This is a genomic window from Bradyrhizobium sp. SZCCHNGR1005, from assembly GCF_032489995.1.
Taxonomy (GTDB): Bacteria; Pseudomonadota; Alphaproteobacteria; order Rhizobiales; family Xanthobacteraceae; genus Bradyrhizobium.
Genome location: NZ_JAUEZC010000004.1, coordinates 682313 through 706687 on the forward strand (window position 1 = coordinate 682313; position 24375 = coordinate 706687).

Below are 24375 nucleotides of genomic sequence, written 5' to 3' on the forward strand. Positions count from 1 at the left end.
GCAGTCTTGTTGTGCAGTTCGACGAAGCGGCGACTCTAACAGAAAAGCGAGCGGCGTCCCATAGCCCGGAGCTACCGCCATGAGCACGGTCGCGCCGACGCGTTCACCGCATCAGGAAGCGGGTGATCGCTCGACCCAGCTTGGCGCTGTCCAACGGCTCCCTCAGAGACGCCTTTGCCGTCGCGACGACGTCATCGGGCGCGACACCCGCACGCAGTTCACACAGCGCATGAGCATAATCCGCATCGAACTCCGGATGCGGCTGGACGGACAGAGTCGTGCCGCTCTCGTACAGCAGACCGGCATGGGGCGTGAACGGCGATGACAGGATGGTGCGGGCGCTGGATGGCGCCGCGATCACCTGGTCCTGATGCGAGCAAGCGATGGCGAGCTGGGGGTCCGCGACGATCCCGTTCTCCGGAGAGACCTGATAGACGTGCCGACCGAGACCCCAACCTTTGTCCGATTTGCGGACGAGGCCACCCATCGCCTGCGCGATCAGCTGGTGTCCGAAGCAGACGCCGACCATCGGCGTGCCCTTCGCGTCGGCCGCCCGCACGAAATCCTCGAGCGGCGCGATCCAGTCGAGCCCATCGTAGACGCCTGCGGCAGAGCCGGTGATAAGGATCGCCTGCAACGAGCCGGGTTCAGGCAATCGCTCCCCATTCGCGAGACTGACAACCTCGCATTCGATCGAGATATCCTCGGCGCGGAACATCCGTTCGAACATGGCCGGATAAGAGCCGTGGCGCGCGCGATATTGCGCTGGGACCAGCCCGGTTTCGATGATCGTGATGCGAGGCATGAGATTCCCTGAATGGATGGGCAAGGGCCGACAACGTGCAGCATGTGCCCCCCCCCCCCCGCGAGTGACAGCTCCGACACGATTGAGAGAAGTGATCTTGTCGGCGAACCTGCACCTGAAAACAAGAAGGGCGCGCCGCAGCCCGCCCAATTGATTGCGCATGTCTCACTTGTGACGAGACTGCAATCAGCTGCGCGATTCGCCTCGTTCATGCGCCCCGAAAGCAGGATTCCGGGGGGGACGCCCCGGAACCCGTGGCTCCGCCCTGACGAGGGCTCACTCCGATAGCGGTGCGTCAGGCAGATGCATCTCATGCCATAGCGCGTTCAGCACGCCGAAACCGACCGCGAGACTGACACCGAGAATCCAGGTGAAGTACCACATCGTGACATCCTCCATCAGTAGAGCTTGTGCCCATCGGCCTCGACCTGCGCGGCCGTCACGGGGCCGCGCAGGACCCGGTAGACGAAGGCCGTGTAGGCCAGAATGATCGGCATGAAGATCAGGGTTGCCAGCAGCATCACGAACAGGGTGAGCTGGCTGGATGACGCATCCCACACCGTGAGACTCGCCTTCGGCTCGATCGAGGACGGCATCAGGAATGGGAACATGCTGACGCCGGCCGTGCTGACGATGCCGAAGATCGAAATCGCGCTGGCGAGAAACGCAGTCAGCCGCAGGCCCGCCCGGCTTGCCACCGCCAAGCCGAGCGCGCCGGCGACGCCGAGCCCCGGCGCTGCCTGCATCCAGGGATGGGCCGCATAGTTCGCCAACCACTGACCGGGTAGCATCACGACGGCCTTGAGCAGCGGATTGGACGGACCTGCGACCGCAGCATCGCCCGTGATGGCAAAGCCGGAAATGCCGAAGGCGATCCACACTCCGGCCAGCACGAACAAGCCGGCAGTCACGATCGGGAGGATCGTTGCGATTCGGCCTGCGCGCGCCGCAACCTCCCCGCTCGTCTTGAGCGCGAGATAGGCGGCCCCATGGGAAGCCAGCATGGACAGCGACACCAGTCCGCACAGTAGCCCGAATGGATTGAGCAGCTCGAACAGCCCTGATCCCTCATAGAAGACCCGGAGATCCTGGTCGATCCTGAACGGCACGCCCTCCAGAAGATTGCCGATGGCGACACCGAACACGAGGCTCGGCACCACCCCACCCGCAAACAGCGCGTAATCCCAGGTCGCGCGCCAGCCTGGGCTTTTCAGCTTGTTGCGGAACTCGAAGCCGACCGGCCGCAGGATCAGCGTTGCCAGCACCAGGAACATCGCGACGTAAAAGCCGGAAAACGCCGTCGCGTAGACCATCGGCCAGGCAGCGAAGATCGCACCGCCGCCGAGGACGAGCCAAACCTGGTTGCCGTCCCAGACCGGCCCGATCGCATTGATCGCGACGCGCCGCTCGGTATCGGTTCGGGCCACGAAGGGCAGCACAGCGGCCGTACCGAGATCGAAGCCATCCATGATGGCAAAGCCGATCAGCAGCACGCCGAGCAGCAACCACCAGATCAAACGGAGATGTTCGTAGTCGAGAGGGATTTGCATGACTCTAGCCTCATTCGGCGGGCGTGGCGGCGGACACTGCGGCGGCGGGATGTTCGGCGGCGGCCGCCGGTGGCGGCGCGAGAGCCTTGACCGGCCCCATGCCGATATATTTGCGCATCAGCATCACATCGATCACGAGCAAGGTTGAATAGAACAGGACGAAGCCTGTCAGCGTGAACAGAACCTGCGGCAGAGATAGCGATGACGACGCCAGGCCGGTCGGCAGCACGCCGTCGATCGCCCAGGGCTGCCGTCCATATTCCGCGACGATCCAGCCGAGTTCTGCGGCGACCCACGGCAACGGCCATGACCACACCGCCGCACGCAAAAGCCAGCGCCGCTCGAAGTTGCGCCCGCTTGCCGACCAGAACGCGGCGCCAAGCAGCGCGATGAAGTAGAAGCCGAGCGCGACCATGACCCGGAACGACCAGAACAGCGGTGCGACATGAGGCACCGTGCTCCAGGCGGCTTTGGCGATGGTGGCCTCGTCGGCCTTGCGAGGATCGCTGACATAGCGCTTCAACAGCAGCGCGTAGCCGAGATCCTTGGCATGCGCCGCAAGCTCCGAGCGCGCGGCCTGGTTGGTCCGGTCAGCGCGCAGGGCATCGAGCGCGTTATAAGCCACGAGCCCGTCGCGAATGCGCCTCTCGTTGTCCCGGACCAGATCGGCGATACCGAGCAGCTTCTGATCGAGCGAACGTGTGGCGATCAGGCCGAGTGCCCACGGCACCTGGATCTCGTAGTGGTTCTGCCTGCTCTCCTGATCGGGAATGGCGAAGACCGTGAAGGCGGCCGGCGTCGGCTCGGTCTGCCACATCGCCTCGATGGCGGCGAGCTTCATGCGCTGGTTCTCACTCACCGTGTAACCGCTTTCGTCGCCGAGCACGACCACCGACAGCGCCGACGCGAGTCCGAAGGAGGCGGCGACGATGAAGGAGCGCCGTGCGAAGGCGATGTGGCGTTTGCGCAGCAGATACCAGGATGAGATCGCCAAAACAAAAATCGAACCGCACACATAACCGGCGCTCACCGTGTGGACGAACTTCGATTGTGCGACCGGATTGAACATCAGATCGTAGAACGATGTCAGCTCCATCCGCATCGTATCGGGATTGAACGCGGCACCGACCGGATTCTGCATCCAGCCATTGGCGATCAAAATCCACAGTGCCGACAGGTTCGACCCGATCGCGACCAGCCAGGTCACTACGAGATGGCCGAGCTTCGACATCCGGTCCCAGCCGAAGAAGAACAGCCCGACAAAGGTGGATTCCAGGAAAAAGGCCATTAGGCCTTCGATCGCCAGCGGCGCGCCGAAGATGTCGCCGACATAATGCGAGTAGTAGGCCCAGTTCGTACCGAACTGGAACTCCATGGTAATTCCGGTCGCAACGCCCATGGCGAAATTGATGCCGAAGAGCTTGCCCCAGAATTTGGTCATGTCGCGCCAGATCTCGCGGCCGGTCATGACATAGCTCGTCTCCATGATCACGAGGATGAAGGACAGGCCGAGCGTGAGAGGAACGAAGAGGAAGTGATAGAGAGCCGTGAGCCCGAACTGAAGTCGGGCGAGACTCGTGGGATCGAGATCCAACATGAGAGCCTTCTCTAGGGTTGAGGTTGCTCGACGCCGATCACGCGCGCGATCGCGCGGTCGGAGCTCGCGGTGCGTGGCCCGTCGAAGGCGACGAAGGCCTGCATCGAGAGCACGACGAGGAGCTTGAGGACGAGCGCGGCAACGATCGTGCGTTGCAGCGGCGTTGTTGGGCGCAGACCCGCGAGTGCGAAGTCGCGCAGGGAGGCGAGCACGGGCCAGGCGCGTGGCGATCGGCGCGACCGGGCCTTCGCTGAGGGTGGAACCCGTCGCCGCTGCCTCACGACAACAGCTTGGGCTTCCGCGTCGGCGCTGGCCGAGATGCGGTTCGATGACATAGACGTGTCTCTTGTCTTTACCGATGGGATGGCGCGGCCCGTCGCACGTGACGTCGCCTCGTCGACGGCGGCAATGCGAGACGGGCTATCCGACAGACAGCTGAGGTGGAGCGCGCGGCCAGGCTGGAGAGGCGGTTGATGTCGCGACGACCACCATCGCGCGAGGCTTCAGATGCAGCGCCAGCGCGTGCCGAAGCGGAGCTGGAAGGCCCGCAGCCGCAGCGAGCGCCGCATGACCGTCGGCGAGCGGAAGACAGAACAGGCAGGAGGGTGCATGTACGGAGGCCTCGCCTGCCCCGTCGTCGGCGATCCGATGGCCGTCGGCATCGACGACGATCGGCCCGGCCGCCGAGCAGATCAGGCTCCAGCCGTTCATCAGCGCGCGAGCCGCGAAGTCCGTGCGCGGACTCCCGAACGGAAGAACGATGCTCAACAGAGTGTTGAACGCCAGGGCGATGGCACAGACAGTCGCCGCCAGTTGCTGGCGCTGCGTCTCGCGGCTCCGATCAATGGATGTGTCGTACCGCCCGCTCAATTCGCGCGCTCCGGAAGCCGCTCGCCCTTGAGCCCGAAACTATAGTTCCCGGCTTTCTTCGGTTTGACAAAGATCAAACCACCTGTGCTGCGAGAGCAGTGCAGATTGTCGTTCAGCGGACGGATCGGTTGCGCGAGCAAAGGTGCAAGTCCCGGTCACGACGATCATGACACCCCGACTCGGGTCTTCTGCACGAGGCGTGACGCGCATACGCCGGCATGCAATCGATGATTGCTCAAACGAGCGCTTGGCTCCAAGGAAAGCCAGTGCCTCACGAAGGCAGGTCAATTCCACAAATTTCTCTTTCGTTTTTTCAGAAATCATGTATACTCTTCCCGTCCCGCCTCACTGAGGGGCGTACGCGTCGTCACGGACGTTGAGCGCGGGATGCGGTGGACGCATTGATGCCGTTGGACGAACGGCTGTCGATGCGGACGGCGAAGTCGCGTGGTCCTGGCATCCCGACGCTGATGCCTGCGCAACGCGCGGAAACGCGCATTGTCGCAATACGGTGGCCAAAAAGCCCGGCGCACCGGGGAGATCGCGTATAAGTCGTAACCCATCGCGCAGGGAATGCCGGATGATCCGGCTGATCCTGTGGTGACTGCCGCCTGCTTTTTTTGCTGCAGGCGGGCCATGGGTGAGGCCTTCACCCGGCATTCCCTGCGCCCTCTCCCCGAGGGCTTCGTTTATAACTCGGGCGCGCGGCGCCGCGGGACGTGTTTTTGCACGCCCATATTGCTCTTGCTCGCCAGTCAAATCGAGTTCCGGCAGATATGCCACGTTTGACCAAGCATGCTCCGATGTCGGCCGCAGCCGTACTCATTCGTCCTTTGAGCTCAGCCCTTAGCCCCGGAGCAAACTCATGAATGGCGCTTCGCAGATCGACCGGAGGCACAGCGTCTCCAGATGCATCAGGGCAAGCGAGGATGCGATCTATGAGGCCTTCATCAAGCCGGAGAGCTTGGTACGCTGGCTTCCGCCCGAGGGGGCAAGAGGCGAGATCAGGCAGTTCGATGTGCGTGAAGGCGGCAGCTTCGAGCTTGTTTTGACCTTTGCTTGCCGCTCCGGGCAAATCCTCCTCGCACCAGGACGTCGTCCGGGGTCGTTTCCTGCAGCTCGTGCCGGGAAAGCGGATCGTGCAGGCGATCGATTTTGTCTCCGACCGGCCGGAGTTCGCGGGCACGATGACCATGACCTGGTCGCTTACGCCGGCGGCGGACGGTACGCTCGTCTCGATCCTTGCCGAAAACGTGCCGATCGGAATCGGCCGCACGGACCACGAGCTCGGCATGGCGTCGTCTTTGGAGAACCTGGCGCGTTTCGTCGAATGATGGCTCTGCTCGTCCAAACCGGCTTACCGGCCGCCGCCCACGGTGCGAATCGGGCGGCCCTGGCTGATGAAGGCGTAATGACCGCTGCCGAGGCTGCCGATCATCAAGGCCTCGACCACGGGCTCGGCGATCGGACCGGTCGCAGCCCAGTCGACCACGAAGTTGGCCCCGGTGCCGCCGCGAACGTCCTTGGTGGGGATGAAGATCTCGACGGTGGCAAACGGCTTCACTGCAATCGGCTCCTGCAGATAGGCCTGCACCAACGCTCCGGACGTACCGAAATAGCTGATGCGCTTGAGGATGAGCGGCATCGCTTCCGAAGCGTTATGCACGCTCAGGGTCACCGAAAAATCGGCGTTCACCTTGCCCGGCGTCATCGCCACGCTGGAATACACCGGGACATAGAGCGCGCCCGATACGGTCTGCGGCTCCGCTGGAACCTGGGTCAGCGAAGCCGCAAAGGTCTGCTTCAGATCTGCCGTCTGGGCGTGAGCCATCGAAGCCGGCAGCAGAAGCAGGATCAGCCAGAGCTTCATGCGCATGTGACATATTGTCCATTTCAGCGTAATGCGGCCTCGCCTAGTTTGCCGCGGTGAGGCCGGATTCATGCAAGAACTGATTGGGGACATCACGCTCAGCATCCTGTTTGCGTGGGGGCTGGGGCTGGCTGCGCAGTTTTCGCGGCAGCCGTCGATTCTCGCCTATCTGATCGCGGGCTTCGTCATTGGTCCATTTGGAACCGGCTGGGTCAAGTCCCAGGAATCGATCTCCGTCATCTCCGAGCTCGGCCTGATCTTCATGCTGTTCATGATCGGGCTGGAGATCGACCTGAAGAAGATCATCCGCGCCGGCCCGGTGATCCTGCTCGCCGGCGGCGTGCAGATCATCGGCGGCGCCCTGCTTGGACTCCTGTTCTTCATCGCGATCGGCATGGGCCTGGGCGAGGGCCATTACGATGCGCTTTATTTGAGCGTGGCCTGCGCGCTGTCCTCGACGGTGATCATCGTCAAGGTGCTGTACGAGAAGCGTGAGCTCGACACCCTGCCCGGCCGCATCACGCTCGGCGTTCTGGTGCTGCAGGACGTGTTCGCGATCCTGTTCCTGGCGGTGCAGCCGAGCCTCGACAATTTGCAGATCGGCGTGGTCCTGCTGTCATTCGCGCGCGCTGGAACGCTCGTCGCGATCGCGCTGCTGCTCAGCCGCTACGTGCTGCCGCAGCTGTTTCATCGCGTCGCCCGCAGTCCGGAGCTGATCCTGCTTGGCGCGCTGGCCTGGTGCTTCCTGATCGGCGAGATCGCCGAGCGGCTGCACTTGTCGCGCGAGATGGGCTCGCTGGTCGCCGGCGTGTCGCTGTCGACATTCCCTTATGCGCTGGACGTCACCGCCAAAGTGACCACCTTGCGCGACTTCTTCATCACGCTATTCTTTGTCGCGCTCGGCATGACCATCCCCGTTCCCAACATGTCGGTCGTCGGCCTGGCGCTGGTCGTTGCGCTGTTCACTGTCGCAAGTCGGCTGCTCTCGACCTTTGCCCCGCTCTATCTGATGCGCCAGGGCCTGCGCGCGAGCCTGCTGCCGGCGCTCAACCTGGCGCAGATCAGCGAGTTCTCGCTGGTGATCATCCAGACCGGCGTCGCCGCCGGCCATCTGCGCGGCGCGACCTCGAGCGCGGCCTCGTTTGCCTTCGTCGTGCTCGCCGTGCTGTCGACCTTCGTGATCGTGCGCTCGGACCCGATCGTCCGCCGGACGATTCCGCTTCTGAAGCGGCTGGGCCTGCGCGATCTGGATCACGCGCAGGATCATGAGACGGGCGACGAAGCCGGCCATGGCAACGGCCGGCCAATCGTGATCCTCGGCTTCTACCGCACGGCCAGCGCGCTCCTGGCCGAGATCGAGCGCAACCAGCCCGCCCTGATCGAGCAGATCGGCGTGATCGATTTCAATCCCCTGGTCTTCCGGACCTTGTCCGAGCGCGGCATCCAGGTGACCTATGGCGACATCAGCAATGCCGACACGCTGGTTCATGCCGGCGTCGGCAAGGCCGAGCTGATCATCCTGAGCGTGCCGGACTCGCTGCTCAAAGGCGCGAGCAACGAGAAGCTGGTGCGGCACGTCCGCAGCATCAACAGGACCGCCAAGATCGTCGCCACCGCCGACCTGCTCGCCGACGTCAACGACCTCTACGACGCCGGCGCCGATTACGTCGCGCTGCCGCGCCTGAACGACGCGCAGGTGCTGCTCAACCTGATCGAGGCGGCCAGCGCGGGCCTGCTGGCGGATCGCCGCCGCGAGACCGAGGCGCTGCTCGAAGGCCGAAGCGAGGTGCTGCCGTGACGCGGTTGGGCGGGATTTGCCCCGGTAGCGGCACGCTGATTTCAGCCGCAGCCACGCCGCTGGCGCACTTGCGCGAAAGCCGGTAAGTCATATTCCATGACAGCCGCCAATCTCCACGTCGTCGATCACCCGCTGGTCCAGCACAAGCTCTCCTTGATGCGCGAGCGCGACCGCTCGACGAAGGGCTTCCGCGAGCTCCTGAACGAGATCGGCATGCTGCTGGCCTACGAGGTGACGCGCGACCTGCCGCTGGAGCTGGTCGACATCGAAACGCCGCTCGCGCCGATGAAGGCGCCGAAGATCGCGGGCAAGAAATTGACGCTGGCGCCGATCCTGCGCGCCGGGGTCGGCTTCCTCGACGGCATGCTGGCGCTGCTGCCGTCGGCGCGCGTCGCCCATATCGGGCTCTATCGCGATCCCAAGACGCTGGAAGCGGTGGAATACTACTTCAAGGCGCCGCAGGACCTCTCCGACCGCACGGTGATCCTGATGGACCCGATGCTGGCGACCGGCAATTCCGCCTGCGCCGCGGCGGCGCTGCTGAAATCGCGTGGGGCGCGCGACATCCGCTTCGTCTGCCTGCTCGCCGCGCCCGAAGGCATCGCGCAGTTTCAGAGCGAGCACCCGGATATCCCGATCTGGACCGCGGCGATCGACGAGAGACTGAACGACCACGCCTATATCGTGCCCGGTCTCGGCGACGCCGGCGACCGCATGTTCGGCACCAAATGAGCCGACCCGCGTGCCCGTGATGCGGCGGATCGGGCCGAAGCATCCACGGCTCGGTGCCGCTGCGGGACACGCAGCGGAATGGCTGGCCACGAGATTGTTCGCCCGGGCCGGCTTCCACCGGCTCGGCTCGGCCTTCGCGGAGGCCCGTCTTGCCGAGGCGCACGAGCGGCTTACGCGCGGCGAGACGCTTTATCTCGCTGGCCTCGGGCCGGCCGGGACACACAATTCCGGCGTCGCGCTCGTGGAGGTCACACAGGCGAACGGCCCGCGGCTGATCCTCAACAACGAGGAGGAGCGCTTCTCCGGCAACAAGCACACCAGCGAATATCCGCGCGCATCGATCGACGCCATGATCGCGGCGCTGCGCGGCATGGGCCGCGACGTCTCCGACATCTTCGCCTGGCTGACGACGTGGGATTATCCGGCGCTCGCCGGCACCCTGGCCCGCACCATTCTGGAAGAAGCACCGCAGAGCTTGGGTCTGCTCCGCACCACCGAAGCCGCCGGTTTCGACGCCCGCCGCATGGACCAGATGACACGCACGCCCAAGATCCTGGCCAAGCAGCTCGGCCTTGGCGAACGCGTGCCGCTGATCATGATGCCGCATCATGACAACCACGCCTGGTTCTCCTATGCCGCTTCGCCCTTTGCCGCCGACGACGATCCGGTCGCCATCGCTGTGCTCGACGGCACCGGTGATCGCGGCTCAGTCTCGCTCTATGAGGGGCGGGCCGGCACGATGCGAAAGCTCTATAGCAATGACAGCGTGTTCGACTCGCTCGGCGCCTTCTACAGCGTGATCGCCTCGACCCAGGGCGGCTGGACCTGGCTCTCCTGCGAGGGCCGCTACATGGGCGCTGCCGCCTGGGGCAACATGGATCGCGCCAGCAATCGTTACTATCAGCGGCTCAGGGACGTGCTGGTGCTGGCAGATGGCGGCGAGATCAGGCTCAACCGCGCGCTCGCCAGCTGGTACGCCTCGCCGTTCGAAGCGCCCTATCACCCTGCCCTGACGGAGATCCTCGGTGAGCCGCTGAAGCCGTCGCAGCTGTGGAATCCGGATGCCGTGCTGCGCGTCGAGGACATCCAGCACCGCGCCGATACGCAAGAGCGGCTCGACAAGGCTGCCGCCACGCAGCTCGTGTTCGAGGATGCGATGGTCCACGTCGTGGATCACCTGTTGCGAACGACCGGCGCCCATCGGCTGATCCTGACCGGCGGCGTCGCACTGAACGCGGTCGGCAATATGCGGCTGCTCGAACATTTCGATGCGGTGTGGTTCGCGACGGCACAAGGTCGCGAAGCGCGGCTCCATCTGTGGGTGCCGCCGGTGCCCGGCGATCCCGGCGTGCCGATCGGGGCCGCTTGGCTGTTTGCGCATCTGGCGGGCGCGCCGCGCGGCGCAGCGCTCAGCCATGCTTTCTATTGCGGCCTGCCGCCGGCCCGCGCGGAGATCGAAGCCGCCCTTCGCGCCGATAACGTCACAGCGGAAGAGATCGGCGAAGTCGCAACGCCGGACGGCCGCGCAGCGGTGGCCGACCTCATGGCTTTCGTGGTCGCACAGGGCGGCGTCATCGCGCTCTACCAGGGCGCCGGCGAGACCGGTCCGCGCGCGCTCGGCCACCGCTCGATCCTCGCCAATCCCTGCGATCCCGACGCCCGTGAGCGGCTCAATGCACGGGTCAAGTATCGCGAGGCCATCCGCCCCTTGGCACCGATGGCGACGCTGGAGGCCGCGCGCGACCATTTCGTGCTCGAGGACGGCTGCGCGGACGCCGACTACAATGCCTACAACTACATGGTGCTGACGGCGCATGCGAAACCAAAGGCGCGCGAGAATATCCCGGCTGTGATCCATGCCGACGGTACCGGACGCATCCAGATCGTGCGCGAGCGCGACGATCCGCTGACCTACGCCTATCTGAAGGCAATGGGGCGCCATGCCGGCGTCGAGATGTCCGTCAACACGTCTTTCAACGTCGCGGGCCCGATCGCGCAGACGCCGCAACAGGCGGTCGAGACCTTGCGCCGCGCCAAAGGGCTGGATGCCGTGATCATGGTGGCGAGCGATGGCACCACCTTCGCCGTCCGCCACGGCGGCGAACGCGACGGAGGCCGGTTCTCGGATTGGTATGCGCGGTGGAGAGCTCGATGTCCGCGCCGTTAGGCCTTCGGCTGCGAAATGAGTTCGATCATGCGGCCTTCGTCGTCGTCGGGCATCTCCGCAGTCGCGTACGCGTAGGCCTCCACCGCGGCCCGCGTTACGAGTGGCGGTTCGCGCAGCAGCTGCTCGGCGAGCTGCAACGCGTAGGCGGCATCCTTGTGACGAAGCGCAGCGGTGAAGGTCGCGTCGGAAAAGTCCCGCGCTATCATTCGCGGCGCATGGCGGAGGACCTGCGGACTCGCAGTCACGCCGCTCTGAACAGCCTCGAGCACAAGCTTCATGTCGAGGCCGGCCTGTTCGGCGATCGCAAGCCCTTCGGCAAGGCCCGCAATCTGGATCGCCCCCATCAGATTGTTGATGAGCTTGTAGACCGTGCCGGAGCCCACCGGGCCGAAATGCCGGATCGTCGATCCGATCGGCGCGAGAAACGGCCGGGCTCGGTCGAGAGCAACGGCATCGGCGCCCACCAGCAAGGTCAGCTTGCCGCTGGCGGCCGCATCCGGCAGCCCCGTCACCGGGCAGTCGATATAGATTGCACCGCGCCCATTCAGGTCTCGCGACAGCAGCAGGGCATGGTCATAGGAGACCGTGGAGCACTCGATCGCCAGCGTGCCGGGCTTCATCATCGCCGCCGCACCGTTCGAGCCGAGCCAGACCAAGCGCGAAGCCTCGTCATCGGCGACCATGGTCACGACCGCATCGACGTCGGTCGCGGCGTCTGCGGGCGAGCTCGCCCAGCGAGCGCCGCGCGCGATCAGATCCTCTGCCTTGGCCTTGCTGCGATTCCAGACCGCAACATCGAAGCCGGCATCGATGTAACGCCCTGCCATGCCACGACCCATGCGGCCGAGCCCGATGAAGGCGACGCGCGGCATTGCCTAGTCGACGTCCTCGACCGCGGCGCCCGGCGTGGTGCCGAACGCACGTTGCGCCAGGGTCGCGGCCATGAACTCGTCGAGATCGCCGTCGAGCACGCCTGCCGTGTCAGAGGTCTGCACGCCCGTGCGCAGGTCCTTCACCATCTGATAGGGCTGCAGCACGTAGGAGCGGATCTGGTGGCCCCAGCCGATCTCGGTCTTCGCAGCCTGATCGGCCGCGGCCTTCTCTTCGCGCTTCTTCAGCTCGATCTCGTAGAGGCGGGCGCGCAGCATGTCCCACGCCTGGGCGCGGTTCTTGTGCTGGGAACGGCCGGCCTGGCAGACCACCGCGACCCCTGTCGGAATATGAGTCAGCCGCACCGCCGATTCGGTCTTGTTGACGTGCTGGCCACCAGCACCGCCGGACCGCATGGTGTCGGTGCGGACGTCGGATTCCTTGATGTCGATCTTGATGCTGTCATCGATGACCGGAAAGATCTGCACCGACGAGAACGAGGTATGCCGCCGCGCGTTCGAATCGAACGGCGAGATTCGAACCAGCCGGTGCACGCCGGCTTCCGTCTTCAACCAGCCATAGGCGTTATGGCCGGAGATCTGGATGGTGGCGGATTTGATTCCGGCCTCTTCACCGGGCGATTCTTCCAGATACTCGATCTTGAAGCCGTGCTTCTCGGCCCAGCGCGCGTACATGCGCAGCAGCATCTGCGCCCAGTCCTGGCTTTCGGTACCGCCGGCGCCGGCATGAACTTCGAGATAGGTGTCGAAGCGGTCGGCCTCGCCGGACAGCAGCGCTTCGAGTTCCCGCCGCGCCACTTCCTTCTTCAGCGCCTTCAACGCCGCCTCGGCCTCCGCGACGACGCCGTCATCATTCTCGGCCTCGCCGAGCTCGATCATGTCGACGTTGTCCTTCAGGTCGCGCTCCACCTTGCCGATACCGTTCAGCGCGTCCTCCAGCGAGGTGCGCTCCTGCATCAGCTTCTGGGCCTTCTGCGGATCGTTCCAGAGATTGGGATCTTCGGCGAGCTTGTTCAGCTCAGCCAGCCTTGCCGTCGATGTTTCGACGTCAAAGATGCCTCCTCAGCAGCCCGACCGACTGCTTGATCTCTTCTACAATTTTCTCGATTTCAGCGCGCATATCGCTCTCTTCAAGCTGCACCTCCACGGGATATCCGAGAGGCGCAGCAACAATTCTTGTGGGGATGTAGCGGTGCGCGGCGCAAAGCGCAATCTCCGTGCGCCGCCGAACGGCGGGTTTCACACGCGCTAATACAGCCCGCCCGTGCCCGGACGCATGAAGAAGTTGCCGGTGTCAGGCTGCCCGCCATTCTGAGACGGCATGCCGCCGCGCTGGTCCGCATCGGCGACGCCGATGACCGAATAGTTATCCGGCGGCGCCGTACCCGGCTTGAACGCTTCCATGATGGTGCGGCCGGTGTCGCCCGGGCCTGCGCGCATACCAGTCTTGGAATCGACGCGGACGAGCTTGATGCCCGCAGGGATCTTGAACGGTGTCGCAGGCTTGTCGGCGAGCGCGAGCTTCATGAAGTCGCGCGCAATCGGTGCCGCCAGATGGCCGCCCGTTGCGGCATTGCCCCGACCGAGCGGGCGCGGCTTGTCGTAGCCCATATAGATTGCGACTGCGAGGTCCGGCGAGAAGCCGACGAACCAGGCATCCTTGGCCTCGTTTGTGGTACCGGTCTTGCCGGCGATCGGCTTACCGACCTCCTTGAGGGCCGTAGCGGTACCGGCGTTGACCACGCCCTCCAGCATCGAGGTGATCTGGTAGGCGGTCATGGTGTCCAGCACCTGCTCGCGCCGGTCGACGAGCTGCGGCTCGGGCTGATTGTGCCAGCCGTCCGGCGCGTCGCAGCCGCGGCATTCCCGGGTATCGTGCTTGAAGATGGTGTGCCCGTAACGATCCTGGATACGGTCGATCAGGGTCGGCTTCACGCGACGGCCGCCATTGGCGATCATCGAATAGGCCGTCACCATCCGCATCGCGGTCGTCTCGCCCGCGCCGAGCGCATAGGATAGATAGTTCGGCAGCTCGTCATAGACGCCGAAGCGCTTGGCATATTCGGAGATCAGCGGCATGCCGATGTCCTGCGCCAGCCGCACGGTCACCGTGTTCAAGGACAGCCGGAGCGCATTGCGCAGGGTCGTCGGTCCGAGATACTTGCCGGACGAGAAATTCTCCGGCCGCCAGATCCCGGCCCCCTGCCCCTGATCGATTTCGATCGGCGCGTCGACCACTTGCGTCGACGGCGTGTAGCCGTTGTCGAGTGCCGCCGAATAGACGATCGGCTTGAACGACGAACCGGGCTGCCGATAGGCCTGGGTCGCACGGTTGAACTGGCTCTGGTCAAAAGAGAAGCCGCCGACCATCGCCAGCACGCGACCGGTGTTCGGATCCATGACGACCATCGCGCCGGATACCTCTGGCAGCTGCTCCAGGCGGTACTGCCCCTCGACCGGATTGCCTTCCTTGTAGAGTGGATCGGCGTAGATCACGTCGCCGGGCTGCAACACCTGCGTGACCGCGGTCGGCGTCCTGCGCGTGCCGGATGCCGCGCGTGCCCACCTCACGCCATCGAGCGTGATCAGCCCGGTCTGCCGTTCCTTGCTGACGGCGCCACCGAGTTCGCGGCCAGGCTGAAAGCCGATTCGCGCCGATTGGTCGCTGGTCTCCAGCACCACCGCCATCCGCCACGGCGAAATATCCGCGAGCGACTTGATGTCGGCGAGCTTCACCCCCCAATCGCCGGAGATGTCGATCTTGCTGACCGGGCCACGCCAGCCCTGCTCCTGGTCATATTTGACGAGGCCTGCGACCATCGCCTTGCGCGCCATGACCTGGACCTTTGGATCCAGCGTGGTGCGCACCGACAGCCCACCCTCGTAGAGCTTCTTCTCGCCATAGCGCTCGAAGATGTCGCGACGGACCTCCTCGGCGAAATATTCGCCGGCAAAGATGTGGGCGCCGGTGTTGCGGCTGGCAATCGTCAGCGGATCCTTGCGCGCCTTGTCGGCGTCGGCCTGTTTGATCCAACCATTCTCGAGGAGGCGATCGATCACGTAGTTGCGACGCTCGATCGCGCGATCATGGTTCCGGATCGGATGCAGGCTGCCCGGCATCTTCGGCAGAGCCGCCAGATAGGCCGCCTCGGCGACGGTGAGTTCGTTGACCGACTTGTCGAAATAGACGAGCGACGCAGCCGCCACGCCATAGGCACCCGACCCCAGGTAGATCTCGTTCAGATACAGCTCGAGGATCTTGTCCTTGGAATAGGTGCGCTCGATGCGCATCGCCAGCAGCGCTTCCTTGATCTTGCGGGTGAACGAGACCTCGTTGGTCAGGAGGAAGTTCTTGGCGACCTGCTGAGTGATGGTGGAGGCGCCCTGGGGACGGCGGTTCGAGCCAAAATTCTGGGCGTAGACGACAGCGGCGCGCGCCATGCCGGTGAAGTCGATGCCGCCATGCTCATAGAAATTCTTGTCCTCGGCGGCGAGGAACGCGTTGATGACCAGCTTGGGAACCGCCTGGATCGGCAGATAGAGCCGGCGCTCCTTCGCGTATTCGCCGACCAGCGAACCATCCACGGCATGGACACGCGTCATGACCGGCGGCTCGTAATCCTGGAGCTGCGAATAATCCGGCAGGTCCTTGGAAAAATGCCAAATCAGTCCGGCGACCGCGGCCACTCCCACCAGAAAAACGACTGTCCCGGCGGCGAACAGGAAGCCCAAAAACCGCACCAGAAAGCGCATCGGCAATATCCGTTTCAACTCTCGTTCGACTCTCGGCTCGAACATGCAGCTCCTCCAAGGGCGCCTTGGTCAGAATCATTCGGCGGCAATGATGCCGCATGAGCCGCGTTCAGGAACCTTGCACGGGCAAGCCTACCATAAGTTCGCCAGCGTGGCGGATCTGGCATTCGCTGCAGTGCTGCCACGCGGCTGAATCTTTCTCGATTCCCACTGCCTCGCGGTACGCTTATAGGGCGGCGGCTGTGGCCAAACTAGGGCTTTGCCCGGGCGGGCGTCTTGGTCTCAGGACGCGGCCCGGCCGCGGTGGCGATGCGCTTGGCCAGGAACGAATCGACCGCGCGGGCCATCGCGTCAGCGGTGCGGGAACGCCAGCTTTCGGAGATCAGATTGCCCATGTCGCTCTTGTTGGAGACATAACCGAGCTCGACCAGCACAGAGGGCACGTCGGGCGCCTTGAGCACTCGGAACCCTGCGGATTTGAGTGGCCTCTTATGCATATGCACCGCAGTTTTCATGTCATTCATCAAAAGGCGGGCGAAACGGTTGGAAAAGGTTCGGGTTTCACGCCGAGCCAGATCTATCAGGATGTCCGCGACATCCGTCGGCTCCTCGGTCAGATTGACGCCGCCGATGGCATCCGCGCGGTTTTCATCTTCCGCCAGCCGCTCGGCTTCGGCGTCCGAGGCCTTGTCGGATAGCGTGTAGATCGTGGCGCCCTGCGCATCACCTTCGCCGCGGGGCAGCGCATCGGCGTGAATCGAGACGAACAGGTCGGCCGATTGCTTCTGCGCGATGCGTACCCGGTCCCCTAGCGGAATGAAGGTGTCATCGTCGCGGGTCATGACCACACGGTATTTGCCGGTCTTCTCCAGCCGATCGCGGAGCGCCTGGGCGAAAGCCAGCACCAGGTTCTTCTCCGGGACTTCGCCGGTCTGGGTCCCGTTATCGATGCCGCCGTGGCCGGGATCGATCACGACGACGGGCCTGCCATCGGGCGGCGCGGGAGGTCCGGGCGGCGCGGCCGGCGTCGTGGCCGCAGGGGCCTGAATTGCGGGCGGAGTGCCGGGCGGCAGTGCGGTGGCGGTTGCGCCCGCATCCGCGACATTCGCCCTCGGCTGCGAGCGGCTTTCAGTCCCGATCAACTGTGCGAAACTGGCCTGATCGACTTCCTCCAGTTCCAGCACCAGCCGCGCCGGCTGTCCGTTCGCCGAATCAAGCACGGACGCATTGGCGATTCGGGCCGGACCGGTAAGATCGAAGACGATGCGCGAGCCCCCCGGCAGGACCAAGCCATACCGAAATGCCTTGATCAGACCGCGGCCGGCGGTACCCGAACCGGTCGGAAGATGGAAACTGACCTGAGGGAGATCGACCACGACCCTATAAGGGTCGCCGAGCACAAAGGCTCGAAACGGAACCGCCTTGTCCAAATCGAGCACGAACCGCGTCTGCCGGGAATCGCCCGCCAAACGGGCGTCCGAAACGATCGGAAAGGCCGGAGCCTGGGCAGCCGGCAGAGCCGCTTGCATGGGCGGCACAGCCGTCTGCGCCTGTACCCGGGTAGGCACAGCACATAACGTTTCCGTGACGCACAGCAATGCGCATCCCAGCCAAAAGGATTGATTTGCCCGGTCAGCCAACGATTCCGTGCCTCCGCGCGATCTCTTTAGCGCAATCAAACCACAGGGTTAAATCGCTACTTCTGTCATTTCCCTTAAATTGAGGCGATTGTTGCGGACCAGCGACGGCTTCCCTTGCACCCACTCGATAATCCACGTAAGAACAAGGGGCTGAAGACCCATATACTTACTGCCGGTTGTGTCGCGTTCAGCCTCCCGGTGCAACGCCGGAGCCTTCGTATTCGACTTGATCGAAATCCGCGAAGCTTCCAGCGACCTTCCGTTCCTCTTCGGAGCCAGCGCGTCCCGCGCGGTTCAGTCGGGGCCGGTGACAAGCCCGAGCGGGGCCGGTTCCCAGGGCCACTCATTCTCGAGCCGCCCGAGGTGCTGCGCCAGACACGGCATAGCCCGATATTGTGCCCCGGACGGGGTCGGTATCGAATTCCAAGGCAAGCGTTTCGGCGCAATCTGGCCTTCAGCAGGAGACCGGCGGCACCCAATGCCGCCCACGTGTTCAGACGGGCCGACGCTTGATGCGCCATACTGTATTGCCGACCAAGACCAGCGGAACAGCCGCTCCGATCCGAGGCCAAGTCCTCGTTCGGCGGACTACTCCGCAGGTTCCGGCTTCGGCACAGCGCAACGTCAGGCGTTTAGGTCTTCCCCTCACCCCCGAATCAGGTGGACCGTCGCGTCATCCGACAGCGCGCCACGCGCTCGCGGCCAACCGCGTCCGTCGCCTTCAAGAGTTCCAATATGCCCAACAAGATGTTGATCGATGCTACCCACCCGGAAGAGACCCGGGTGGTCGTCGTCCGCGGCAACCGCGTCGAGGAGTTTGATTTCGAGACTGCCCAACGCAAGCAGCTGCGCGGCAATATCTATCTCGCCAAGGTCACGCGGGTCGAACCCTCGCTGCAGGCCGCTTTCGTCGAGTATGGCGGCAATCGCCACGGCTTTCTCGCATTCAGCGAAATCCATCCCGATTATTACCAGATCCCGGTCGCCGATCGGCAAGCGCTGATCGAAGCGGAAGAGCGCGCGCATCGCGAGGCCGAGGAGGAAAACGAGAACCGGGCCAGCCGGCGACGCAATCGCCACCGCAGTTCGCGGCGGCGCGGCAGCGGTGAGCGCGTTCAGAGCGAGATCATCGAAGGAGCCGACACGGCGTCAGGGCTGCCGCAGACCGAAGGCCATGATCTCGAATCGCATGCGCACGAGGCCGCGGGATTTGAGCCCGAGGGGTACGAGGCGCAGGGCTCACCTGGCGACTTCGGCCCCCATGACGAGAGCTACGGCGACGACGACTCCGATAGCGCGCAGGCTCATGGCTTCAGCGAAGCCCAGCCCCACGAGGCACCCGCGACCGACCATCATGCCGATGACGATCACCATCACGATGATGATCATCCCGATGACGACCGTCATGATGACGATCGTGACGATCTCTCGCCTGTGGCAGCGGCGGACGCCGCCGAACACGCCGAGGCAGAGGCGTCTTCCGAAGTCCCCGTCGTCCCGTCTGAGGACCTTCCGACCGCTCCCGGGACCGAGCATTACGAGGGCGAAACTGAACGCGCGCGCGACGTGGAGCACACCGACCTTCACGACCATGACGAGCACGCCGATGAGGTCGCTCCGGCCGATGCCGAACTGGTGACCGAGCACGAGGGTAGCGGCGTCACCATCGTTCCGCAGGACGAGAATGGCGCGGCCCATGATCATGACGACGAGGAAGAGGACGGCGAAGAAGCCGAGGAAGAACTCGTCGAGTCCGTCGGCGGCGACGACGTGCTGGAAGAGGTGCCGGAACGCACCTTCCGACCGCGCCGGCAGTACAAGATTCAAGAAGTGATCAAGCGCCGGCAGGTGATGCTGGTCCAGGTGGTCAAGGAAGAGCGTGGCAACAAGGGTGCGGCGCTGACGACATATCTGTCGCTGGCCGGCCGTTACGCGGTGCTGATGCCCAACACCGCGCGGGGCGGCGGCATCAGCCGCAAGATCACCTCGGCGCAGGATCGTTCACGCCTGAAGGAGGTCGTGCAGGATCTCGACGTGCCAGAGGGCATGGGCGTCATCCTGCGCACCGCAGGCGCCAACCGGACCAAGCCGGAGATCAAGCGCGACTTCGAGTACCTGCTGCGGCTATGGGAAACCGTCCGCGACATGACCCTGAAGTCGCAGGCGCCGACGCTGGTCTACGAGGAAGGCTCGCTGATCAAGCGCTCCTTGCGCGATCTCTACAACAAGGACATCGACGACATCCTCGTGGCTGGCGAGGCCGGCTATCACGAGGCGCACGACTTCATGAAGATGCTGATGCCGTCCAATGTGCGGGCGGTGAAGCAGTATCGCGACGGCCAGCCGCTGTTCTCCCGCATGGGAGTCGAAAGCCAGCTGGATGCGATGTTCACGCCGACCGTGCAGCTGCGCTCCGGCGGCTATATCGTCATCAATCAGACCGAGGCGCTGGTCTCGATCGACGTCAACTCCGGCCGCGCCACCCGCGAACATCACATCGAAGATACCGCGCTCAAGACGAATCTCGAGGCCGCCGAGGAAGTCGCCCGGCAGCTGCGGCTGCGCGACCTCGCCGGCCTGATCGTCATCGACTTCATCGACATGGATGAGAAGCGCAACAACCGCGCGGTCGAGCGCAAGCTGTCAGACTGCCTGCGGCAGGACCGAGCGCGAATCCAGGTCGGCCGCATCTCTCATTTCGGCCTGCTGGAAATGTCGCGCCAGCGCATCCGCGCCAGCGTGCTGGAGAGTTCGACCGAGCCCTGCACGCATTGCGGCGGCACCGGCCATGTGCGATCGGTGTCGTCGGTCGCGCTGCAGCTCTTGCGCAGCCTCGAAGAAGCCCTGATGAAGGGCGCGACCCACAATCTGGTGGTCCGCACGCGCACCGAAGTCGCGCTGTATGTGCTGAACCATAAGCGCGGTCATTTGCGCGACCTGGAGAACACCTTCAAGGTCACGCTCTCGATCATCGCGGATCCCACCGTGAGCGGGCAGCAGTCATTCATCATCGATCGTGGCGAGCAGGTGCATACGCTCGAAGCGGCCAAGGCGCTTGTCGCGGCGCAGGCCTCCGCGCCGATGGTCGTGGATGAGGTCTACGATGAGGACGAGCCGTTCGATATCGAGACCGAATCCGAGGTTGAGACGGATGAGACCGAAGGACTGTCCGACGAGGCGGCCGCCGGTGACGCCGCTGCTGGCGAAGGAACGCGGCGCCGTCGGCGCCGGCGCCGGCGTGGCCGCGGAGGCGGCGAGGCGCCGCGCGAAGAGACCCAGTCCGACGAGGGCACCGTCGCGGTGCATCCGCTCGAGGCCGGCCAGACCGCGGAGCTGACGGCCGAAGATTCCGAAGCCGACGACGAGGAAGCCGACGAGCTGCCCGCTTTCGCCCAGGGCGAGGCGCAGGGCGATCAGCCCGGCGGCGAACGTCGGCCGCGGCGCCGCGGACGGCGCGGTGGGCGACGCCGGCGCGGTGGCGACGATGGACTCGCAGCCTCGATTGCCGACGAGCTCAACCCGCCCGTTGCCTCCGAGGTCGAAGGTGCGGTCGCAGATTTCGACGGCAACGGCTCGAGCTTGCCCCAGGAGCCGGGCGCCGAACCGATCTCTGCCGCCGTAACGGCGGAGATCCGCCCGGCCGCGACCGAGCCTGCCGAGCAGCCGGTCGCGTCGGAGCCGGAGAAGGCCGAGCCGCAGAAGACCGAATCCGAGAAGGCGCCGCGGCGCTCGACCGTGCGCGAAAAGGTCAGCTTCCTCGCCGAACCGAAGCAGGAGTCCCCTGCTCCGATCGTCGATGCCGGCGCGAGCGCGCCGCCCGAAGCCGCTCCTGCACCTGCCGCGGAGGCGCCGGCACCGGAAGCCGCGACGGAGACACCTGCGCCACGCCGTGTCGGCTGGTGGTCGCGGAGGTTCGGGGGCGGACAGTAACCAAGCGGCCCGACTGAGAATTCCTGGCAAGCAAAACGCCCGGCCATTGGCCGGGCGTTTTTTCGTGCAGTCCTGAACAGAGCAGAGCTTAGCCGGTGGTAACCGCGGTCTCGACGTCCGAGGGATCGATCTCCTGGTTCAGACGCTTCAGGAGGCGCTCATGGTCGAGCTCGCCTTCCCACCACGACACGAACACCGCGGCGATGCCGTTGCCGGTGATGTTGGTCAGCGCGCGCACCTCGCTCATGAACTTGTCGATCGAGAACACGATCGCCATGCCCGGAACGAGCGCCGGGCTGACGACGGACAGCGTGGCCGCAAGCGTAATGAACCCCGCACCGGTGACGCCGCTCGCCCCCTTGGACGTGAGCATCGCAACGACCAGGATGGTCAGCTGCTGGCCGAAGCTCAGGTCGACGCCGAGCGCCTGGGCGATGAACAGAGTCGCCAGCGTCATGTAGATGTTGGTGCCGTCGAGGTTGAAGGAATAGCCGGTCGGCACCACCAGGCCGACCACCGGCTTCGAGCAGCCGAGCCGCTCCAGCTTCTCCATCAGCTGCGGCAGCGCGCTTTCGGATGAGCTCGTGCCGAGCACGATCAGGAGCTCGTCCTTGATATAGACGATGAACTTGAAAATGCTGAAACCGATGAAGCGCGCGATCAGCCCAAGCACGATCACCACGAACAAGGCGGCGGTGATATAGAACAGCGCGATCAGGCCGATCAGGTTGCCGAGCGCTGCCGGACCGAATTTGCCGATCGTATAGGCCATCGCACCGAAGGCGCCGAGCGGCGCGGCCTTCATCACGATTGCGATCACGCCGAACACCGCGTGCGCGGCGTCGTCGATCACGTCGCGCAGGCGGTGGCCGCGCTCGCCGAGCGCCATCAGCGCAAAGCCGAATAGGATCGCGAACAACAGCACCTGAAGGATGTCGCCACGGGCAAGCGCGCCGACGACGCTGTCGGGGATGATGTTGAGGATAAAGTCGACGGTCTTCTGGGACTCCGCCTGCGTCACATACTTGGCCACAGCGGCAGCATCCGGCTTGGCGGCAAGGCCGTGCCCGATCGGAGCCAGATTGCCAACGATCAGGCCGAGGACGAGCGCGAAGGTAGAGACGATCTCGAAATAGACCAGCGCCTTGATGCCGACCCGACCGACCTTGCTCGCGCTCTGGATGTGCGCAATACCCGAGACCACCGTACAGAAGATGATCGGCGCGATCACCATCTTGATCAGCTTGATGAAGCCGTCGCCGAGGGCCTTGACCCACTCGTTGGTGGCGACATTAGGCCATAACCAACCGACCACAACACCAATGACAATGGCAATCAAGACCTGGACATAGAGTATCCTGTACCAGGGCTTCTTCGCCGCCAGCTGCGGCGCAGCCTGCGCTGCGGTTCCCGTAACTGCCCCCATAACGCTTCGTTCTCCCTTCCGTGAGCTTCATCCAGGCTGGCTTCCGCCAGCCCTCGTTCATTCCACCTCACGCAAATTGTCAGGCCGGAGTCAATGGCCGAGGAGGTGCAGCGAGCTACCGTCGCTGGAGGGCTAGGCCAGCCAGCGCGCGATCCGCGCCACGGCTTCCCGCATGTCGTCAGCCGATCGTGCATAGGAAAAACGCACGAAGCTGCGGCCATGAATGGGGTCGAAATCGACCCCCGGCGTCGCCGCAACGTGGATTTCCTCCAGCATTCGTTTGGTGAATTCGAAGCTGTCGGAGGTGAAGCCGGAGACGTCGGCATAGAGGTAGAACGCGCCGTCGGCCGGCAGAAACTTCGTCAGTCCCGCCTTCGGAAGCCCCTCGATCAGGATCCGGCGATTCTCCTGATAGCCATGTTTGATGGCGTCCATCTCGGTCCGGCCATCAAACGCGGCTTCGGCCGCGATCTGCGACAGTGTCGGCACGGAAATCGCGAGATTCTGCTGCAACCGCTCGATCGGGCGGACCAGCGTGTCCGGCACCACCATCCAGCCGATCCGCCATCCCGTCATGCAAAAGTACTTCGAGAACGAATTGATGACGAGCGCATCGGGCGAGAGTTCGGCCGCGGTCACCGCGGGAAATGCATAGTCCAACCCGTGATAGATCTCGTCGGAGATGAAGCGGATGCCGGCATCGTGGGCAGCGCCAATCACGCCCCCCAAAGCCTCGCGCGACATCATCGTACCGGTAGGATTGGCCGGACTGGCGACGAGAACGCCTTTCAATGGCGTTTTGCGGTGCGCCGCAAGCAGTGCCTCGCCGGTCAGCGCATGGCGCGTCTCGCTTGTGGTCTCGATCAGCACCGGCTCGCAGCCGAGCGCAGTCAGGATGTGGCGATAGGGCGGATAGCCCGGCACCGTCACCGCGACACGGTCGCCCGGCTCGAACATGGCGAGAAATGCCAGGATGAATGCGGCCGACGATCCCGTGGTGATCACGATCCTGGCCGGATCGACCGCGCAGCCATAGGTCTCGCGATAATGCCGCGCGATCCGCTCCCGCAGCGAACTGATCCCCAGGGCCGAGGTATAGTCGATCCGCGCCGTTTCCAGCGCGGTATGGGCAGCGGCGATCGCTGCCCGGGGCGCCGGTGCGGCCGGCTGGCCGACCTCCATGTGGATGACATGGCCGCCGGCGGCCTCGATCCGCGCGGCCGCCGCCATCACATCCATCACCATGAACGGCGGAACCTCGCTGCGGCGCGAAGGCGTCAGCAAGCCGGCAATCCGCTGTTCCATTTGTCTCGTGAGTGTCGCGTCGCCCATGGATATCTGCTATTG

Annotated in this window: 19 protein-coding genes; 5 read left to right on the forward strand and 14 right to left on the reverse strand. The window is 64.5% G+C overall.

Features of this window, described 5'->3' with window-relative positions; all coding sequences use genetic code 11:
* Nucleotides 1-103 precede the first annotated feature (103 nt).
* The 7 genes from QXZ85_RS20960 to QXZ85_RS20990 form a co-directional block, all read right to left on the reverse strand.
* Nucleotides 104-805, reverse strand: coding sequence for a glutamine amidotransferase-related protein (locus tag QXZ85_RS20960; RefSeq protein WP_315703742.1), 702 nt, complete (start codon nucleotides 803-805; stop codon nucleotides 104-106).
* Between the two features lie 276 nt (nucleotides 806-1081).
* Nucleotides 1082-1204 (reverse strand): cytochrome bd-I oxidase subunit CydX, encoded by a 123-nt coding sequence (gene cydX, locus QXZ85_RS20965; protein ID WP_409977487.1) that lies wholly within the window; start codon nucleotides 1202-1204, stop codon nucleotides 1082-1084.
* Nucleotides 1204-2355, reverse strand: coding sequence for a cytochrome d ubiquinol oxidase subunit II (gene cydB / locus QXZ85_RS20970; RefSeq protein ID WP_315767901.1), 1152 nt, complete (start codon nucleotides 2353-2355; stop codon nucleotides 1204-1206). The genes cydX and cydB overlap by 1 nt, the downstream gene beginning before the upstream one ends.
* 10 nt (nucleotides 2356-2365) lie before the next feature.
* Nucleotides 2366-3949, reverse strand: coding sequence for a cytochrome ubiquinol oxidase subunit I (locus QXZ85_RS20975; RefSeq protein WP_315704273.1), 1584 nt, complete (start codon nucleotides 3947-3949; stop codon nucleotides 2366-2368).
* A 14-nt stretch (nucleotides 3950-3963) separates the two neighbouring features.
* On the reverse strand, nucleotides 3964-4164 hold the full coding sequence (locus tag QXZ85_RS20980; RefSeq protein ID WP_315703740.1) for a hypothetical protein: 201 nt from the start codon (nucleotides 4162-4164) through the stop codon (nucleotides 3964-3966).
* 208 nt (nucleotides 4165-4372) lie between these two features.
* Nucleotides 4373-4720, reverse strand: coding sequence for a DUF2946 family protein (locus QXZ85_RS20985; protein WP_315703739.1), 348 nt, complete (start codon nucleotides 4718-4720; stop codon nucleotides 4373-4375).
* Between the two features lie 141 nt (nucleotides 4721-4861).
* Nucleotides 4862-5146 carry a hypothetical protein gene (locus QXZ85_RS20990; protein ID WP_315703738.1) on the reverse strand — a complete coding sequence of 95 codons (285 nt, stop codon included), beginning with the start codon at nucleotides 5144-5146 and terminating at the stop codon, nucleotides 4862-4864.
* Nucleotides 5147-5961: 815 nt separating this feature from the next.
* Here QXZ85_RS20990 and QXZ85_RS20995 point away from each other — a divergent pair.
* Entirely contained in the window at nucleotides 5962-6156 is a 195-nt protein-coding gene (locus QXZ85_RS20995) for an SRPBCC domain-containing protein (RefSeq protein ID WP_316174789.1), read from the forward strand.
* Nucleotides 6157-6179: 23 nt separating this feature from the next.
* Here QXZ85_RS20995 and QXZ85_RS21000 read toward each other — a convergent pair whose 3' ends face one another.
* A complete protein-coding gene (locus QXZ85_RS21000; RefSeq protein WP_315703736.1) occupies nucleotides 6180-6698 on the reverse strand; it encodes a DUF3124 domain-containing protein in 519 nt (172 codons plus the stop codon).
* Between the two features lie 64 nt (nucleotides 6699-6762).
* Between QXZ85_RS21000 and QXZ85_RS21005 the strand changes: the two genes are divergently transcribed.
* The 3 genes from QXZ85_RS21005 (at nucleotide 6763) to QXZ85_RS21015 (ending at nucleotide 11389) form a co-directional block, all read left to right on the forward strand.
* Nucleotides 6763-8490, forward strand: a complete 1728-nt coding sequence (locus QXZ85_RS21005) for a cation:proton antiporter (protein WP_316174791.1) — start codon at nucleotides 6763-6765, stop codon at nucleotides 8488-8490.
* Nucleotides 8491-8586: 96 nt separating this feature from the next.
* Nucleotides 8587-9222, forward strand: coding sequence for a uracil phosphoribosyltransferase (gene upp, locus QXZ85_RS21010; protein WP_315703734.1), 636 nt, complete (start codon nucleotides 8587-8589; stop codon nucleotides 9220-9222).
* Nucleotides 9223-9241: 19 nt separating this feature from the next.
* Nucleotides 9242-11389: a carbamoyltransferase C-terminal domain-containing protein gene (locus QXZ85_RS21015; RefSeq protein WP_315764925.1), complete on the forward strand. Its 2148-nt coding sequence runs from the start codon at nucleotides 9242-9244 to the stop codon at nucleotides 11387-11389.
* Here the strand turns inward: QXZ85_RS21015 and QXZ85_RS21020 are convergent.
* The 4 genes from QXZ85_RS21020 to QXZ85_RS21035 all read right to left on the reverse strand — a co-directional run bounded on the left by QXZ85_RS21020 (nucleotide 11386) and on the right by QXZ85_RS21035 (nucleotide 17672).
* The gene (locus QXZ85_RS21020) at nucleotides 11386-12261 is read right to left on the reverse strand and encodes an NAD(P)-dependent oxidoreductase (RefSeq protein WP_316174793.1); all 876 of its coding nucleotides are present in this window, start codon (nucleotides 12259-12261) and stop codon (nucleotides 11386-11388) included. The two genes, QXZ85_RS21015 and QXZ85_RS21020, sit on opposite strands and share 4 nt — an antisense overlap.
* A gap of 3 nt (nucleotides 12262-12264) precedes the next feature.
* Nucleotides 12265-13399 (reverse strand): peptide chain release factor 2 gene (prfB, locus tag QXZ85_RS21025; RefSeq protein WP_315703732.1). Its coding sequence is split into 2 segments (ribosomal slippage): nucleotides 12265-13329 and nucleotides 13331-13399, totalling 1134 coding nucleotides; the frame shifts between segments, so codons are not numbered across the junction.
* Between the two features lie 128 nt (nucleotides 13400-13527).
* Nucleotides 13528-16032 carry a penicillin-binding protein 1A gene (locus QXZ85_RS21030; protein ID WP_316174829.1) on the reverse strand — a complete coding sequence of 835 codons (2505 nt, stop codon included), beginning with the start codon at nucleotides 16030-16032 and terminating at the stop codon, nucleotides 13528-13530.
* Between the two features lie 251 nt (nucleotides 16033-16283).
* A complete protein-coding gene (locus tag QXZ85_RS21035) occupies nucleotides 16284-17672 on the reverse strand; it encodes an N-acetylmuramoyl-L-alanine amidase (RefSeq protein WP_316174795.1) in 1389 nt (462 codons plus the stop codon).
* Nucleotides 17673-18407: 735 nt separating this feature from the next.
* Between QXZ85_RS21035 and QXZ85_RS21040 the strand changes: the two genes are divergently transcribed.
* Complete coding sequence (locus tag QXZ85_RS21040; RefSeq protein WP_315764874.1) at nucleotides 18408-21602, forward strand: Rne/Rng family ribonuclease; 3195 nt, start codon at nucleotides 18408-18410, stop codon at nucleotides 21600-21602.
* Nucleotides 21603-21690: 88 nt separating this feature from the next.
* Here the strand turns inward: QXZ85_RS21040 and dctA are convergent, their stop codons facing one another.
* Together dctA and QXZ85_RS21050 are read right to left on the reverse strand one after the other, a co-directional pair.
* Nucleotides 21691-23028, reverse strand: a complete 1338-nt coding sequence (gene dctA, locus QXZ85_RS21045; RefSeq protein ID WP_315703729.1) for a C4-dicarboxylate transporter DctA — start codon at nucleotides 23026-23028, stop codon at nucleotides 21691-21693.
* 132 nt (nucleotides 23029-23160) lie between these two features.
* A complete protein-coding gene (locus QXZ85_RS21050) occupies nucleotides 23161-24360 on the reverse strand; it encodes a pyridoxal phosphate-dependent aminotransferase (RefSeq protein ID WP_315703728.1) in 1200 nt (399 codons plus the stop codon).
* Nucleotides 24361-24375 lie beyond the last annotated feature (15 nt).

Coding starts and splice junctions, on each gene's coding strand:
- QXZ85_RS20960 (WP_315703742.1), bottom strand. CDS start 805: ATGCCTCGCATCACGATCATCGAAACCGGGCTGGTCCCAGCGCAATAT.
- cydX (WP_409977487.1), bottom strand. CDS start 1,204: ATGGAGGATGTCACGATGTGGTACTTCACCTGGATTCTCGGTGTCAGT.
- cydB (WP_315767901.1), bottom strand. CDS start 2,355: ATGCAAATCCCTCTCGACTACGAACATCTCCGTTTGATCTGGTGGTTG.
- QXZ85_RS20990 (WP_315703738.1), bottom strand. CDS start 5,146: ATGATTTCTGAAAAAACGAAAGAGAAATTTGTGGAATTGACCTGCCTT.
- QXZ85_RS21000 (WP_315703736.1), bottom strand. CDS start 6,698: ATGCGCATGAAGCTCTGGCTGATCCTGCTTCTGCTGCCGGCTTCGATG.
- QXZ85_RS21005 (WP_316174791.1), top strand. CDS start 6,763: ATGCAAGAACTGATTGGGGACATCACGCTCAGCATCCTGTTTGCGTGG.
- upp (WP_315703734.1), top strand. CDS start 8,587: ATGACAGCCGCCAATCTCCACGTCGTCGATCACCCGCTGGTCCAGCAC.
- QXZ85_RS21015 (WP_315764925.1), top strand. CDS start 9,242: ATGCGGCGGATCGGGCCGAAGCATCCACGGCTCGGTGCCGCTGCGGGA.
- QXZ85_RS21020 (WP_316174793.1), bottom strand. CDS start 12,261: ATGCCGCGCGTCGCCTTCATCGGGCTCGGCCGCATGGGTCGTGGCATG.
- QXZ85_RS21030 (WP_316174829.1), bottom strand. CDS start 16,032: ATGCGCTTTCTGGTGCGGTTTTTGGGCTTCCTGTTCGCCGCCGGGACA.
- QXZ85_RS21040 (WP_315764874.1), top strand. CDS start 18,408: ATGCCCAACAAGATGTTGATCGATGCTACCCACCCGGAAGAGACCCGG.
- dctA (WP_315703729.1), bottom strand. CDS start 23,028: ATGGGGGCAGTTACGGGAACCGCAGCGCAGGCTGCGCCGCAGCTGGCG.
- QXZ85_RS21050 (WP_315703728.1), bottom strand. CDS start 24,360: ATGGGCGACGCGACACTCACGAGACAAATGGAACAGCGGATTGCCGGC.